Consider the following 15,434-nt stretch of genomic DNA (forward strand, 5'->3'; position numbering starts at 1 on the left):
TATTCCATGGTTAAAACCGGTTAGTATCCGGTTAATATCGGTGCAAAGTTACGGGTTTATTTTCAGATTTGTAGCTAAGTAACATAAAAAACAATGGCAAAGGCTTGATAATTCACTTTTTATTACTTACATTTGTGATGTGCTTTTAAAACTAATTTTTTGTTTGTAATACAAATAATAGCTAAATTAATTCAATAGGATATTTACTAAAAGTATTTAGAATCTCAAAACAACCAAAAATAACCAGAAATATTCAAGCGTAAGTCTTTATCTATCAGAATATTCTAAAAATTAACACTTTTCGGCTGCTTTTTGATGCTTCCCAAATTTCCACATATTTTTGAGACGTATTTCTGACGTGGAGAATTTGCGGAGCTTGTTTTTTGCCACATCGTGCGGACAGTTGACAAGGGTTTACAACCGTTTACGATGAGCGACAACAACCGCCCTGATATGCAGCAATAGTAACATTGTGCAGAAAGGCGACAACGGTTGACCTCCGTTTACATCCGTTCACCATTTCAGAGATATACGATTGAAGGAATGAACCAGTAAACGATAAAAGCAGCATGAAAACAACCAGAAAATGCAATTTTTGCAGCAAGTCATTTGTAACCCGGAGCGGGGTACAGAAATATTGCAGCGAGGCTTGTCAGGCGGAAGCCAAACGAGCTAGAACGGAACAGAAGAACAACCTCTTCAAAGCTGTCCGCCCCTTGATGGAGATACAGCATCAGGAGTATCTCACCTTTTCCAAAGCAGCAGTACTCATGGGCTGTTCCCGACAGTACATCTATAAACTCGTAGCCCTCGGCAAACTGAAAGCCTCACGTATCAGCAACCGCATGGCGTTTATCCGCAAGACAGACATCGAGCGGATGCTGGAGGGCAATCCCTACCACCGTGTCCTGCCCGGCAGTACTTCCACTCCGAGAAAGTCCGCTTCATCTTCCCCGCTTGCCAAAAAAGAAAAAAGGGAAAAGGAAACCTATGAAGTGCTGGACTTCTATTCTGGCGAGGAGGTGATGTCGCTCTTCAAGGTCAGGCAGTCGTGGCTCTATACCACAGCCAAGCGCAACCGCATTCCCATCTGCCGCATCGCAGGGAAAAACTATTACAGCAAGAAACACGTTGACGAGTTCTTCGGTATGGCTATAGATACAAGCAATATCACCGATTGGCTCCTGATTGAAGAAGCGGAAGAACTGTTCGGCATGAAACCCTCCGCACTCCGGGCATACGCCTACCGCCACAAGATACCGACCAAAAGAGAATACGGGCGCACCTATTACTCCAAATCCCATTTGGACGAACTCCGCAGGACAGACCTCGTGAACGATGAACGCTACTACACCGTGGAGCAAGTCCGGCAGATTTACGGGCTTTCCTCCGCCAACATCAGCCATATCGTCAAGGTGAAGCACATCGAAAAGATAAAAGTAGGCGTGAAAAACCTGCTTTTACGCTCCGATGTGGAGCGTGTCATGGCTGAAAGGGAGAAACAACCGTGAGCAACCGACATTGCCGGAAAATTATTTCAAAATGATTGTCGTGGAGGTATTCACGGTTGTTTCACGTTGTTCCTTTGCCACCGTAAACACGGGAACACCCCCGAAAATGTACAACTTAAAACATCATCAATATGAGCAAATGCAAGACAGTTACCTTGCGCAAGCGCAAGATTAAGAACGGAACACAGTATTCGCTGTGTCTGGACTATTATCCCGGCTACCGTGACAACACCACCATGAAGGTGATTACACGTGAAGCTCTTGGGATTTACATCTTCGCCAAACCTGCCAACCAGCAGGAGCGTGATTTCAACGCACGCATGATGAAAAAAGCGGAGATACTGCGTAATAGGCGTTATGAAGCCATCTTCAACGAGAACAACGGCTTCTTTGACAAAGCCAAGATGAAAGGCGATTTCCTCGCCTACTTCAAGGGGTTGGCAGACAGGAAGAATATCAAGTGGCAGCACGTCTATAAACATTTCGAGCGGTTCGTGAACGGCAAATGCACCTTTGAGGAGGTGGACGTGGATTTGTGCCGCAAGTTCATGGAATATCTGCTTAACGCCCCACAATCCATACACACCAGCCAAAAGCTGCATATCAATTCTGCGGCGGGCTACTGGTCGGCTTTCCGTGCGGTACTTCACACCGCCTACCGGGACAGGAAGATAAAGGAGAACCCAAACGGATTCTTAGACCGCATCGAGTGCATTCCCACCATGAGGGAACATCTGAGCCAAGAGGAACTGATACGGCTTGCCGAAACGCCTTGTGAGGAAGAGGTATTGAAAAGGGCGTTCCTTTTCGGTTGTCTGACCGGACTAAGAAAGAGCGACATCAGGCAGCTCACTTGGCAGCAGATACAGCCGTACACCAACGGCAAGATGTTCGTGACCACCCGTATGCAGAAGACCAAACAGATTGTACACAACCCCATCAGCGATGAAGCCTACGGACTGCTTGGGGAACGGCACGAGGGACTTATCTTTGACGGTTTCAAGGACAAGATGCTGCAAGGACCACTCAAACGCTGGCTCTTGGCGGCAGGCATAACCAAGAAGATAACCTTTCACTGCACCCGGCATTCATTCGGAAGCCTGCACGTGGAAATGGGTACGGACATGGCTGTCATCCAAGCCTATCTGGGACACAAGAACATTACCACCACGCAGATTTATTCCAAGATGGCGGCACAGCAGATGTGCGAGGTCGTGGACAAGATAACCCTGAAACGCAAGGAAGCGTAAGGCGGTTCAAAATCCATGATATTCAGAGGGAGCGGTTATTGTTTGGAGCTTTAACCGTTCCTTTTATTTTGGTTGGTACTTAAAGTATGATAATTGAGTATGATTCCGGACATTTGGTGAAAAACATTGAAAAAGAAACCACTGACAAAGGATAATGAGTAATAATTGAAAGAAGACTATTAAATTTGCGAAAACAGTAACAAGTAACAACCGAATAAGACAAAGAATATGGAACCGTCCGTAAAAGACAAACATATCATTTTAGGATTTGTCGGCTTTGCCATCCTCCTAATATCTTCCATAGCGACACTGATTGTCGCTGAGAAATTCAACCAAGACACCTTTGTAAGGCTGATAGTCTTTGTGTGCAGCAACCTGTTGGGGTGGCTGCTCTACTTCTCCTTCCAGACAGTCATTTTCGATACATACGAAATCTACAGAATCAAGTTCGGCAGGAAAAAGACACCTGCCGAAATCACAGAAATTCAGGAAGACCAGTCCCAAGATGCACACAAGCCTGTAATATCGGCATCAATGCCAACAGGTGGAGAAGCGACCCCGGATATAAAACCGACAGAGATTGCCATATCCCCGGAGCTTCACGAGAAGAACCGTGCCGATTACGAGGACAGGGAGCAGCGGGAAAATGAGGAGCGCATCGCTATGGTCATGGAATACATCCATTTCATCATGCCCCGTATTGCTGACAAGGAGACCGTGAACCACATCTGTGCCGAGGTCAACAACTGGATGCGGCTCCACAGTTACAAGCCCAAGCCGATAAAAGGGCGGCTGACCAAAGATATTTCAAACATTCCGCTCCGCCATTTCGTGTGGAATATCTCCGAGCGTTTCATGTACAAGAAATACTACACGGGGGATAACCGTGCCCGCTTCATCAGCACCCTTTTCCCACGGGAGTTTGCCGATACGGACATAGCTACCATCAAGAACTTCAAGGTAGAGCCGTTAAAGACACTGATTCCCATTGACGAGCCTGAAAACGGCAGACTGGATTTCCATTATCCTGCGGATTATGTGCAGGAGAAGCGGATTTAAGCCTGTTTTAGAGTAATCACGATAATAACGACAAACAGCCAAAACTCATAATCCTCTGTTATACAATAATTCCCGAATAACTTTACCCGTCATTTGCGGTTGGGCATCGTTATTCGGGAATTATTTTGCAATGACCTTTCGTGGAGATATTCACGGCTGTATCATTCCAGTCCTTTGCGCCAAGCCTTACAAAAGAGGCGAGTACGCAAATGGAAAAAACAGTGATTACATTCAACGACCTCCCGGAGATTGTGGCTCAGCTTCGGGACGAGGTGATGAGCCTTAGAAGCCTGCTTACTGAGCAGCGCAGTGTGAACAACGCAAGGGCGGTGGACACCCATGTCCCCATGTCAGTGGAAGAGGCGGCGGAATATCTGGGCATTCCCAAAGGCACGCTCTACATGAAGCTGTCGGAGGGAAGCATTCCCGCCACCAAGCCCGGCAAACGATATTGCCTTTACAGGGACGAACTGGACAAATGGCTGGAATCCTCCCGGAAGAATCCCGTACCCCTGTCCGATGAGGAACTGAGCGAATCCTTATATTCTTCCCACCGCCGCAAGCCCGCTCCGCGTAATTGGTAAACGTCATGGAAGAGGACAAGAATTATATCAGTCTGATACATGGCGACCTGACGAGGGCGACCCAAGTACAGCACGGGATGCCGGACAGCATCGGCGTGATGAGTATCAAGACCGCCAACCGGACGATACTCGAAGCATCGCTGCTGCCCACGCCCCGTGCGCTCTGGGACAGTTTCTGGTATGAGGGGGAACTGTCCTGCCTCTTTGCGGATTCCAATGTGGGCAAGTCCATCCTTGCCGTGCAGATAGCCGACCGTATCGCCCGGACTGACGATGTGCTGTATCTGGACTTTGAACTCTCCGAAAAACAGTTCCAGCTACGCTATACCAGCGAGCATGGAACGCCATACATCTTTCCTGAAAGGCTGTACCGGGTATCGCTTGACTGCAATTCGTTGCTGGAAGCCGATTTCGAGGAAGCCATCATGGGAGGCATAGAACAGATGGCTCTGCAAACCGGGTGCAAAATCTTCATCGTTGACAATCTTACCTACCTGTGCTGCGCCATGGAGAAAGGCGATGCGGCAGGACGGCTGATGATACAGCTCAACAACCTCAAAAAGAGATACGGATTGTCCGTCCTTGTTCTGGCACATACACCCAAACGCTCTTTGGACTGTCCCATCACTTCCAACGACCTTGCCGGAAGCAAACGGCTCTACAATTTCTTTGACAGCGTGTTCGCCATCGGGAAGAGTGCGCAGGACGGAGGGCTTCGCTATGTGAAGCAGCTCAAAGTCCGGTACGGGACATTCTCCCACGATGCGGACAATGTAATCATCTACGAGATTGAGAAGGTGGACGCTTTCCTGCAATTCGTGTTCAGGGGTTATTCAACGGAAAAGGAACACCTGAAGAAACTGGGTGACAACGAATCCAGCCAGAGGGATTGCCAAATCCTGCAATTGTCCCAGTCCGGCAAGTCCGTCAGGGAGATAGCCTCACAGGTGAACTGCGGCAAGTCCACCGTCAGCCGGATAATCCAGCGCAGCAAGGAGGACAGGAATGCAGCCGTCCCAAGTGTCCCGCTGTCCCAACAGACAGGAAGTGGGACAATGGGACAGGTGGGACAGCATGGGACAAGCGGGACAGTAAGAGAAACAAAGCAGGCAGAGTTGTTTACAGGATATGGGAAAGAGGAGAATAAGGCATGAAAAAGCAGTCTGCACATAGCTGTATAAAGGATAACCGCTTCATTTACGGTACAAGGGATGATACAGGCAGAAGCCTGATGTCCCAAGGTGTCCCGGGGTGTCCCACTGTCCCAAGTCTTATAGGGACGGGACAATGGGACAGCGGGACAACAATCGAAAAACTCAAAAACAAAGACAAGCCATGAGCAACTATTCGTTACAGAAATATAAAGGAACGGCAACACGGCATACTTGCCCGAATTGCGGGGACAAGCGTTCTTTCACATGTTATGTGGATGAAAGCGGTATGCTCCTGCATCCGTCTGTCGGCAGGTGCAATCATGAGAGCAGTTGCGGGTATCATTATACTCCCAAGGAGTATTTCCACGACCACCCCGAATGCCATACCGACAAGGGGTTCTCTTTTGACAGGCAAAGGTCAGAACGGAAGCCCGGACAGACATCACCAAAAGCAAGCATAGGCTACATACCGCCAAAGTATGTGGAGAGGTCGCAAAGCGTGCACAGCAACTTCTTCCGCTTCATTTCCTCGCTCCTTGATTCCTATTACGGCAGCAAGGCAAAGGAAGTGTTGAAGCGGTTGCTGGAAGAGTACCGTCTTGGAGCAACCCGTGACGGGGCTGTCATCTTCTGGCAGATAGACCGCACAAACAGGGTACGCACGGGCAAGGTGATGCAGTACAATCCAGAGGACGGACACCGTATCAAGGGAGGAGAGGTGTCGGCAGTGGACTGGATACACAGCATACTGAAAAGGCAACGGGTACTGCCGGAGGATTGGCAACTTTCCCAATGCCTGTTCGGGGAACACCTGCTGAATGTCTATCCCGACAAGGTAGCGGTCTTGGTGGAATCCGAAAAGAGTGCCGTTATCGGCTCTGCCCTCTTTCCCGGTTATGTATGGCTGGCGACAGGCGGCAAAAGCCAGTTGAGAGAGGAAAAGCTCCGTGTGCTGAGCGGACGAACCGTGCTTCTCTTTCCCGATGCGGACGGATATTCGGAGTGGAAACAGCATGCCAGGGACATGACCTATTGCAAGGTTGTCGTGTCTGACATCATAGAGAAGAACGCCACACCGGAACAGAAGGCAGCCCATATCGACATAGCCGACTGGATTGTCTTCCAGATACGAGAAAGTAAAATAATGTGTACAGCCAATCATCTTGTAGAGGCGGAAAAAGTCCTCCGGCGGATGATAGAGAAGAACCCCGTCCTGCAAAAGCTGATAGATGATTTCGACCTTGTACTGGTCAGTACATCCCCAATCGGCAGTGGCGATGAAAACCCTCCTTAATGGAGGAGAGCGGAAGCCGTAGGCTGTAGCGGACAGACAAGGGCTTGCCCTTGATATAGCCCACTATAACTACACGCTCCGCTTTCGTAGTTGTGGGCTCTCCCGAGGGGCTGGGCGTTGCCCCGTCCCACTCAGGGCGTTTCACCCCTGAGAACCCCGAGCAAAGAGTGACCCTCTCTTTGCAATCTCCCTTATGGGCACAGCCTCTAAGAACCCCATAGCGGTTATGAGCGAACAGCGGCAAACAACTTTAGTTAATAACCAAATCAACATAAAAATGGCAACAAAATCAAGCATACATATCAAGCCCTGCAGAGTCACATCAAGTGGGGCTCATAACCGGAGAACTGCCGAATATATGCGCAATATCGGCAAGTCTCAAATCTACATCGTACCCGAATTGACTGCCGGTAACGAGCAGTGGATAAACCCGGGCTTCGGCAATCCCGACCTGCAGGCGCACTATGACTACATCAAGCGGATGGTCAAGGAAAAGACAGGACGTGCGATGCAGGAGAAGGAACGTGAACGAAAAGGCAAGAACGGGAAAATCACCAAGGTGGCTGGATGCTCGCCAATCCGTGAGGGCGTGTTGCTCATCAGACCGGACACGACACTGGCAGATGTGTGCAAGTTTGGCGAGGAGTGCCAGAGACGCTGGGGCATCACTCCTCTCCAGATCTTCCTGCACAAGGACGAGGGACACTGGCTGAACGGTCAGCCGGAAGCGGAAGACAGGGAGAGTTTCAAAGTCGGCGAAAGATGGTTCAAGCCGAATTACCATGCCCATATCGTTTTTGACTGGATGAACCATGACACAGGCAAGAGCTGCAAGCTCAATGACAAGGATATGACAGAAATGCAGAATCTGGCATCCGACATACTCCTGATGGAGCGTGGGCAGTCAAAGGCTGTTACAGGCAAGGAACATCAGGAACGTAACGACTTTATCATTGGGAAGCAGAAGGAGGAAATGAAGCGGCTTGATGCCACGAGGCAATACCGGGAACATGAGCTGGAAATGGCGAACAAAAAGATGCATGAAACGGAAAGCATTACCAACGCCCTTATCGAAAAGGCAAATGAAAAGGAACGGCAGAGTGAAGACCTTGACAGGGCTATCAGCGAGAAACGCTCCAGACTGAACAAGGAAAAAGGAAGTGAACTTCTGAACGCCGCTGTCGGCTGGGCTACCGGGAAATCGAAAGCCCTGAAAAATGAAATAGAGGATTTGCGCTGTGAGATTTCCACGCACGAGGAAACCATCGAACGGTTGCAGGATAAAATCCAGACCATACAGAACGACCACAGCCGTGAGCTGATGCAACTGGAGGCCAAACACCGGTCCGAACTGAACCGCAAGGAAACGGAACATGTACAGGAAACTACGAGACTCAAGAACCGGATTGCATGGCAAAGCCATATTATCGGCTGCCTCAGTTTCCTGCTGCTAAAAACAAGCGACATCTTCCGCAAGGCGGTACACAGTATCATCCGTTTTGCCCGTGATTATTACAAGTCCCGTTTTGACACGGAACAGGTATCTGACATCAAGAACGCCCTTAACCTGTTCGGGGATGACAGACAATCACATCAGGCGGCAGGGGATTTCCTGTACTTCACTGCCAGGCAAAAGGGTGAATTTGACAACCGGGAGCAAATCAAAGCCAGACGGGAAGTTGACAATGTGGTGGAAGGGAATTATGACCAGCAGCAGAAAAGAGGTTTTTCGATGAAAAGATAATACCTTTATCTTATAATCCTCGCTTCAGGAGTAACGATAGAAATCAGTGCAGGTTATTTGAATAGCAAATTAAATAATCCGCCACCGATATCAATACCCAATTTGTTGCCTTTATACTGAAAATACGGAGCTACTATCGGAAGCGTTTTCGTTTTATGCAACGGAAAATCGGTATGGCTTCTGACGCCGAAATCCATCCCCCAGTTGGGAATGATGTCATAGGAAACGAATCCCCCGTAATTCGAGGAACTGAAAGGAGAAGAAAGAATGAAGGAGTATGAGGCAAATGTGTTTAGACGAATTTTCTCGTTGACGGGATATGTCAACAGCCCGGACAATCCCAATAGCTGACTCTCGCGTCTGGGGACACTCCATTTTACGGTATATGCCTGCAAGTTAAATGACCAGCAACCGGGAGAATATACATATCCGATACCTGCATAGTTCATTGTTCCCAAGCCGATGAAGTTTTCCTGCCTGCCTATGCCGTAAAAATAGCCGGAAGGATAGCTTTTAATGATACCGGAGGTCGAATATTCCCCCTCATGCAAAGGCGATTTGTCGGTAGGGAATGTCGGATTATATGGGTTCTGCACGTCAAATGTTATCTGGGACGGGCAACTGCCGGAAGAAAGATCAACCGCTTTCCGTATATCCAAAGGCTTTGGGGTAATGCTTCTTTCGTTATGAGGCGAAGTATTTCCTTCCTGAACGGAAACCTTGACGGTGTCACGCGACACTTGAAATTCCTGACCGTAAGAAGCGGCTTTATTTAGAAAAAAGAAAATCACTATAAAACAAGTAAATACTTTCCTGCTCATAAAATGATAATTTTAATATTCGGGACGAACATTTGGCTATATCAGAGATTCGTCCCGAATGATTGGTGAATAATCCGGTTCAATAAGGATTACAATTGCACAGTCATTATTCCGCAGTTTTCTTCACCGGTACCGCGAGTCCACATATACAATTTCGCTCCATTTGGGAAAGGATTGCCCACGATCATAATGTCATGACCGCTTTTCACTTCTTTACCAAATTGTACAGGGCCGTTAGGCGTGTATTTCCAATAGTACGCAGTCGTATATTCCACCCAGCCCCATAAAACTTTTTTAGACGCATTTACACGGATAGCCTGTTGGTTTCCTCGCATACCAATCTGTGCGGTGAACTTTCTTTTCTTCGTTTTCACGTAAACCCTGTTTATACCATTTTCGATCGTTACACCCAGCGGGACAGGATAAAGTAAAGAAAGTTCTTTTTTATATCCGTCATAATTTTCAAACTCCTTCATGTTCTTTCTCTCACCGGCGATACATACGAACCCTTCGGGGGTCAATGTGATTGCCTTGCTTACATTCAACACCGGCATATATATCGACAAATCGGTGCTGTCCTTGTCGTTGAATATAAAATCAGTCTGGTAAGCAGTCTTAATGGATTCATATTCTTCCTTGCATGTGGCGTTTAATATCTGTCCCAAGGCTTCGCTGTGCATCCTGTACATGGAGGTGAAGCCTTTCTGTCCGGATTCCCATTGCAGAAGTTCCTCATCGGACAACGTGCCCAAGGAATCGAGCAAGGCATTGTATTCCTCCTCACTGGAAAAGGAAAGAATATTTTCATGCAAACTTCTGGAGGCCGGGAAAGAATGGTTCTCCTCATTCATCGGATTGTTCACTATGTCATCAGAACTACATGATGATAAGACAGCCATTGCCAAAGCAAGACTAAAAAGCGTTTTTCTCATAATTGAAAAAATTTAATAATTGGTTATTATTTAAACATGGGCACATATAATGATATGCCGAACTCTTTGTTATTCTTTGTATTGGAGGCAAAAGCATTGTCATACAATGGCTTGAAACCATGCTTGTAGGAAGCGGACAATTTCATGCCGTTCTTAAACTCATAGCCTAAGGTGAGGACTATCGGAAAGTCGAAAACCCGCCCTTCCAAGTTTTCCTTCAATTTATCGGTTTTGAAATAACCGGTGGGTTCAATGCCAATACCGGCATACAGTCCGGAACAGATGCGGTAATTGATTGAGCCGTTCAAAGCAAGTCCCCATATCCATGCCTTGTCAGACCAGGGAACAACGTTGTTTCCATTCAAATCGAAGGACTCTGCTTTTCCCTGAACGGCTTTTCCCAATATGGAAGCATCAATCCAGAAACGGTTGGAAAGATCGAAGCCAAACTGGTAGCCCAAATTAAAGCCTACTCCGGGTGTCCATCGGGTTTCGGGGTAGGAAGAGTTGTTCGCCGTTCCCGTACTCATGTAAGCATATCCCGAATATTTTCCCAAATGTCCGTCCGTCACACCGATGATAATGCCGGATTTTTGTGCAAAGCATCCTATTCCTGCCAGCAAGAAAAGCATTGATAAAATTGTCTTTTTCATTTTTTTTATTATTATTTAGTTTTCCTGTAAATTGTCTATCCATTTCGTCTGGAACATCCTGCATCCTCCCACGACACCTATCCCGTTTATGACATTGGTGTAAGTAGAGCGTATGGGAGCCAGTTCAGAGTTTCCAAGCCCGTTGTTTTTCTGGTCGTTCAGTGATTTCAGATACCTGTAAAACTCTTCCGAAAGGCTGTACAGGCTGATTCTGTATTTCACTTGGCGTTTGATATGTTCGGTTCCGTCAGGGGTTATGAAGTCGTCTTCATAGTCTGCCTCGTAATTGGTATTCAGACGAACCGTGTAGCTTTTCCCTTTAATTTTCGTATCGTCCCAGTAATACAAATTCCGGTAGAACCCGTTTTCAATCATCAGGATATCGTCTAACCCGGAAGATGTATTCAGCAGAGGTTCGTCGTCCAAGTTCAACGCGAGGGTACTGCTTTCTTCCGAATACTTGCCATCGTTCCAGAACAGTTGTTTACGCTCCACCTTCAACGCATAATAGTCTTTTGTCTGCGCATTGTCTGTAAAGCCTATCCGAAACTGAAGCAGGTTCGGTTCACCGTCTTTGAGAGCCAATTTGATTGATGTCAAAGGGAATCGGGACGGGACAACCGTAGCGGATGAAACCGCTTTCATTCTTTCTGCCGCTGCGGTTATGTTGACCTTGTCGCCATCTTCATACGCCTTTACCGCGTAATAGCTTTGGGCGGGGACTCCCGGTATGGAATCGTCCGTCCATGCAAGGGGTACCGCTTCACCGTTTACGGACAGGTGGACGTCCGCTCCCTTCAGTCCCCGGACGAGCTCGCCTTTCTGACTGACGGGAAGGCTGCGTGAAAGGTGGACTACCGTTGTGTCGCCGCTTCCCGGATAGCTGTATAGCACCAGTCTGGGAGAAGCGCCCACATCGTCCAGTTCAAAATGATAGGTACAGGACGAAAGTAAGCCGATATACACGGGCAGTAATATATGATATAAATGTTTCATGCACTTAAAATTTGAGGGTATAACTAAACGAGGGTATAATCGGGAAAATGCCAAATCCCTTACCCCTGAAACCGCCGTCGGGCAGACGCTCTATCCGGGTATAAAACGCATTCATACGGCAATAGGCGTTATAAATGCTGACGTTCCAGATACGCTCGAATCCCCTTTTGGTAGTACGCCGGAAATTGACACCCAAATCGAGCCGATGATATGCCGGGAGCGTGATGTTGTTCGGTTTCTCGTAAACCAGTTCCGGTTCGCCTGAATCCGGTATGCCCGGAAAAGAGGGCCCGTTTACATACTGGTTCGGGACGGTGGCACGGTCGCCGCTACGGTAAACCCATGCGGCGTAGGCATCTATACGGTCATTGAACTTATGCCGGTAGGCGATGTTCAGTTTATGCCGGTTGTCGAACTTGCTGGAATACCAGCCGGGATAAAAATCAGTAAACTTTTGCAAGCTCCATGAAAGCGTATATCCTGCTTCGATGACATTGTAACGGTCTTTGTATGCCAATGACAATTCTACGCCGTAAGACTTTCCCTTGCCGGTCTTGACCAGATTGTCCCAGTTCTCGGCAGGAAGCATCAGGCTGTTGCCCCCGTCGTATTCCAGCAGTTGGCTTGTGGTACGGTAATATCCTTCCACGTTCAAACTGATATGCCAAGGCAACTCCGTATATATCCCGGCTGCCACTTGCCTTGAACGCATGGGACGAACTTTGCGTGTGGAAGGAACCCAACTGTCTGTCGGCAGGTTCAGATAGGTGTTTGACAGTTGGTGCGCAAATTGGCTCATTTCCGTATAGGACACTTTCATCGTGGCTTTTTCCGAGCATTGGTAACTCATGGCCAGTCTTGGCTCCAAGGAATGGTACATCTTTCCGTCTGTCTGATAAAGGGTGTAATGCAGTCCCGCGTTTAATTTCGTCCTGGAGGACAGCCGCATTTCATCTTCCACATAAAAAGCGACCTCGTTACCCTTATAGCTGCTTGCGTTTTCTGTCGATAAGGTATCCCTGTCCGTCTGGTTTCTGGAAGCCGTGCTTTGCGGATGATATATGTGATGCAGATAATTGCTGCCAAAGCGTATATGATGATTCGTGCCGGGACGGTAGTCGAACTCCATGCGGTATCCCATGTCGTCGATTGTGGAACGGTTGGACCGTTCCATTCCCGTCATGGAAGTTTGTTCCCCGTCGGAAAAGAAACGGCTGCCTTCCACATAATCATACATGGAGATATTGCGTGAATAGACACCGGTGAAACTGCCGGACAACTTCGGGACGATTTGACAGTTCCACGTCAAAGCCGTAGTCAGGTTGCCCCATTGAGCCTTGAAATCGGAGTCGTAATGTTCCCCGTCTTCGAACGTCTGCCGGGCTTTTGTCTTCAGCAGGTCATTTCCGGAATACACGCTAAGGGACAGTTTATTATTGTCCGAAAAACGGTGGGTGATTTTCCCGTTGATGTCGTGAAAGGCATAGCGCACGTTCTTTTTGTCATCGGGATTGGAACGGTTGAGCAGGAAGAATGCCGGAGCTGTGAAAAGATCTGCCCAACTTCTTCGCATGGCTATGTTGAACGAGGTCTTGTCTTTTATGATCGGGCCTTCAAACTGGACTCTGCCATCGAGCAGCCCCAAGGAGAAAGTCCCGTGAAACTCCTTCATGTTCCCCTCTTTGGTGCGTACATCCACTACGGAAGAAAGTCTGCCGCCGTAACGTGCCGGGAAACCGCTTTTATAGAAATCCACGTTTTTGATAATATCCGTATTGAAAGCGGAGAACAGCCCGCCCAAATGGTTGATCTGGTAAAGCGGTGTTCCGTCCAGCAGAAAAAGGTTCTCATCGTTCTTGCCTCCGTGTACATACATGCCGGAAAGCAGCTCCGTTCCGGAAGCCACACCGGGAATATTCTGGAGGGTCTTTACCAAGTCCGGTGAACTAAGCAGCGAAAACTCCGTATTCAACTGTTCCGAGGTCAGCGACACTTTGCCGGTCTGTGTCGTGCGGAGGGAAGCGTTCAAGTCTGCAACCACTACTACTTCTTTCAGCGAAGTATTGCTTTCTTTCAGGTAGATGACACCGTTGTAATTGGATGTCAAATCCACCTCCTTCACCACATCCTGATAACCTATATAAGAGAAACGAAGTTTGTGTTTCCCCTCCGGCAGCGTAATGCTGAAAAATCCCTGTTCGTTACTCAGTGTTCCCGTTTGGGTATTCAAATCGAAAATGGTCACGTTGATCAGCGTTTCTCCGTTATCCTCGCATATGTGGCCGGAAAAAGTATAGTTGTTCTGGCGGAACAGCAGGACATATTCTCCCTGAATCTCCCATCGGATGCCGGTTCCGCTGAAAATCCTTTTTAGGTTCTCAGGCAAGGAACTGCTCCGCTGGAAGATACCTTTGGGCTTTATATTTGCCAAGGAAGAATCGTATACGAAATGAACAGAATACATTTTTTGCATGGCATCTATGGCTTTTTTCATTTCGGTTGAATCCTGTTGGGCTTTAGCACCCAGAGAGACACACAATATAATCGCAATGATTGTTAACTTCATTGTTTTACTTTTTCTATCTTTACATTCAACACTTTCTCTATAAACCTGATTATTTCATCAAGGCTTTTGTTCTTGAAGCTGGCCGTCAGGCGTTTATTCTCATTGCTTGCGGATAGTTTGACTTTATAATATCGGGACAATTCCTCAAGTACCTTTGGAAGTGGGGCGTTGTCGAAAATAAAGCTGCCCGCTTTCCGTTCTTTGATTACCTGTACGTCCGGTTGTTCTTCCGTCACTTGCGCTGCCATGCCTCCGGTCAGTATCACAACGTCCGGTTGCCCGATTGCTGAGAACTGCACCTTTCCCGATGTGACTTGCACGATAGCTGTGTCTGCACGGCTCTCATCGACGGTAAAGACAGTACCCAATACCCTGACTTGGGACAGTTTCCCTTCTACCGTAAACGGGTGGGCATTGTCATGCTTGACAGAAAACGCGACTTTTCCTTCCATGTGAACTTTGCGGCTGGATTTCCGGTAATCTTTTGCGTGGAAACGGACGGAAGAATGCGGGAACAGGGTTATGGAGGAACTGTCCGGAAGCATATAATCCACGGGGTGCGAGTAAGCCGTTACCTCCTTCCATGCTCCGTTTTCCCGGAAGCGGGGATAAATAAGGACTGCGACCAGAATGGCTGCCGCCATACCGGGAAGTATCCACCACAAGCGGAAGGATTTCCGTTCCTGTTCCGTTATCTGGTATTTCTCTTTGAAAGCCTTCAATGCTTTTTGCGTATCCAACTTGTTCTTCTGATAGTGGCGCAAGACAAAATGAAGGCATTTTTCATCCGTGGTTCTCATACTCTTTTATTTTGGTTTTCGTATTAATGACTGGGATTACAGACAAATTCACTATGCGGAATTTGTGAAT

Annotated in this window: 13 protein-coding genes; 7 read left to right on the plus strand and 6 right to left on the minus strand. The window is 47.8% G+C overall.

Translation table 11 applies throughout. The features are described from left to right. Positions 1–569 precede the first annotated feature (569 nt). The 7 genes from ITJ87_RS03995 to ITJ87_RS04025 all read left to right on the plus strand — a co-directional run bounded on the left by ITJ87_RS03995 (position 570) and on the right by ITJ87_RS04025 (position 8,596). Entirely contained in the window at positions 570–1,511 is a 942-nt protein-coding gene (locus ITJ87_RS03995; RefSeq protein ID WP_007557696.1) for a helix-turn-helix domain-containing protein, read from the plus strand. Positions 1,512–1,642: 131 nt separating this feature from the next. Further along, positions 1,643–2,761, plus strand: a complete 1,119-nt coding sequence (locus ITJ87_RS04000) for a tyrosine-type recombinase/integrase (RefSeq protein ID WP_007557695.1) — start codon at positions 1,643–1,645, stop codon at positions 2,759–2,761. Between the two features lie 228 nt (positions 2,762–2,989). After that, entirely contained in the window at positions 2,990–3,820 is an 831-nt protein-coding gene (locus tag ITJ87_RS04005; protein ID WP_007557693.1) for a hypothetical protein, read from the plus strand. A gap of 209 nt (positions 3,821–4,029) precedes the next feature. Beyond that, positions 4,030–4,404, plus strand: coding sequence for a helix-turn-helix domain-containing protein (locus tag ITJ87_RS04010; protein ID WP_040312055.1), 375 nt, complete (start codon positions 4,030–4,032; stop codon positions 4,402–4,404). Between the two features lie 5 nt (positions 4,405–4,409). Continuing rightward, positions 4,410–5,558, plus strand: coding sequence for an AAA family ATPase (locus tag ITJ87_RS04015; protein WP_007558561.1), 1,149 nt, complete (start codon positions 4,410–4,412; stop codon positions 5,556–5,558). Positions 5,559–5,739: 181 nt separating this feature from the next. Beyond that, the gene (locus ITJ87_RS04020; RefSeq protein ID WP_040312054.1) at positions 5,740–6,852 is read left to right on the plus strand and encodes a DUF6371 domain-containing protein; all 1,113 of its coding nucleotides are present in this window, start codon (positions 5,740–5,742) and stop codon (positions 6,850–6,852) included. 277 nt (positions 6,853–7,129) lie between these two features. Beyond that, on the plus strand, positions 7,130–8,596 hold the full coding sequence (locus tag ITJ87_RS04025; RefSeq protein ID WP_181987234.1) for a mobilization protein: 1,467 nt from the start codon (positions 7,130–7,132) through the stop codon (positions 8,594–8,596). A 53-nt stretch (positions 8,597–8,649) separates the two neighbouring features. Here the strand turns inward: ITJ87_RS04025 and ITJ87_RS04030 are convergent, their stop codons facing one another. The 6 genes from ITJ87_RS04030 to ITJ87_RS04055 form a co-directional block, all read right to left on the minus strand. Further along, positions 8,650–9,417, minus strand: coding sequence for a hypothetical protein (locus ITJ87_RS04030; RefSeq protein ID WP_007558554.1), 768 nt, complete (start codon positions 9,415–9,417; stop codon positions 8,650–8,652). 89 nt (positions 9,418–9,506) lie between these two features. Next, positions 9,507–10,349, minus strand: coding sequence for a DUF4848 domain-containing protein (locus ITJ87_RS04035; protein ID WP_007558552.1), 843 nt, complete (start codon positions 10,347–10,349; stop codon positions 9,507–9,509). 26 nt (positions 10,350–10,375) lie between these two features. Further along, positions 10,376–11,002 carry a hypothetical protein gene (locus ITJ87_RS04040; protein ID WP_007558550.1) on the minus strand — a complete coding sequence of 209 codons (627 nt, stop codon included), beginning with the start codon at positions 11,000–11,002 and terminating at the stop codon, positions 10,376–10,378. A 15-nt stretch (positions 11,003–11,017) separates the two neighbouring features. Next, the gene (locus ITJ87_RS04045) at positions 11,018–11,998 is read right to left on the minus strand and encodes a DUF4249 domain-containing protein (protein ID WP_117985014.1); all 981 of its coding nucleotides are present in this window, start codon (positions 11,996–11,998) and stop codon (positions 11,018–11,020) included. A gap of 4 nt (positions 11,999–12,002) precedes the next feature. Beyond that, positions 12,003–14,564, minus strand: a complete 2,562-nt coding sequence (locus ITJ87_RS04050) for a TonB-dependent receptor domain-containing protein (protein WP_117985015.1) — start codon at positions 14,562–14,564, stop codon at positions 12,003–12,005. Then, positions 14,561–15,364, minus strand: coding sequence for a FecR family protein (locus ITJ87_RS04055; RefSeq protein WP_007558542.1), 804 nt, complete (start codon positions 15,362–15,364; stop codon positions 14,561–14,563). Before ITJ87_RS04055 ends, ITJ87_RS04050 begins: the two co-directional genes overlap by 4 nt. Positions 15,365–15,434: the final 70 nt, after the last annotated feature.

The sequence above is a fragment of the Bacteroides sp. HF-162 genome, from assembly GCF_015679285.1.
GTDB classification, from domain to species: domain Bacteria; phylum Bacteroidota; class Bacteroidia; order Bacteroidales; family Bacteroidaceae; genus Bacteroides; species Bacteroides uniformis.

Coding starts and splice junctions, on each gene's coding strand:
- ITJ87_RS03995 (WP_007557696.1), top strand. CDS start 570: ATGAAAACAACCAGAAAATGCAATTTTTGCAGCAAGTCATTTGTAACC.
- ITJ87_RS04000 (WP_007557695.1), top strand. CDS start 1,643: ATGAGCAAATGCAAGACAGTTACCTTGCGCAAGCGCAAGATTAAGAAC.
- ITJ87_RS04005 (WP_007557693.1), top strand. CDS start 2,990: ATGGAACCGTCCGTAAAAGACAAACATATCATTTTAGGATTTGTCGGC.
- ITJ87_RS04010 (WP_040312055.1), top strand. CDS start 4,030: ATGGAAAAAACAGTGATTACATTCAACGACCTCCCGGAGATTGTGGCT.
- ITJ87_RS04015 (WP_007558561.1), top strand. CDS start 4,410: ATGGAAGAGGACAAGAATTATATCAGTCTGATACATGGCGACCTGACG.
- ITJ87_RS04020 (WP_040312054.1), top strand. CDS start 5,740: ATGAGCAACTATTCGTTACAGAAATATAAAGGAACGGCAACACGGCAT.
- ITJ87_RS04025 (WP_181987234.1), top strand. CDS start 7,130: ATGGCAACAAAATCAAGCATACATATCAAGCCCTGCAGAGTCACATCA.
- ITJ87_RS04030 (WP_007558554.1), bottom strand. CDS start 9,417: ATGAGCAGGAAAGTATTTACTTGTTTTATAGTGATTTTCTTTTTTCTA.
- ITJ87_RS04035 (WP_007558552.1), bottom strand. CDS start 10,349: ATGAGAAAAACGCTTTTTAGTCTTGCTTTGGCAATGGCTGTCTTATCA.
- ITJ87_RS04040 (WP_007558550.1), bottom strand. CDS start 11,002: ATGAAAAAGACAATTTTATCAATGCTTTTCTTGCTGGCAGGAATAGGA.
- ITJ87_RS04045 (WP_117985014.1), bottom strand. CDS start 11,998: ATGAAACATTTATATCATATATTACTGCCCGTGTATATCGGCTTACTT.
- ITJ87_RS04050 (WP_117985015.1), bottom strand. CDS start 14,564: ATGAAGTTAACAATCATTGCGATTATATTGTGTGTCTCTCTGGGTGCT.
- ITJ87_RS04055 (WP_007558542.1), bottom strand. CDS start 15,364: ATGAGAACCACGGATGAAAAATGCCTTCATTTTGTCTTGCGCCACTAT.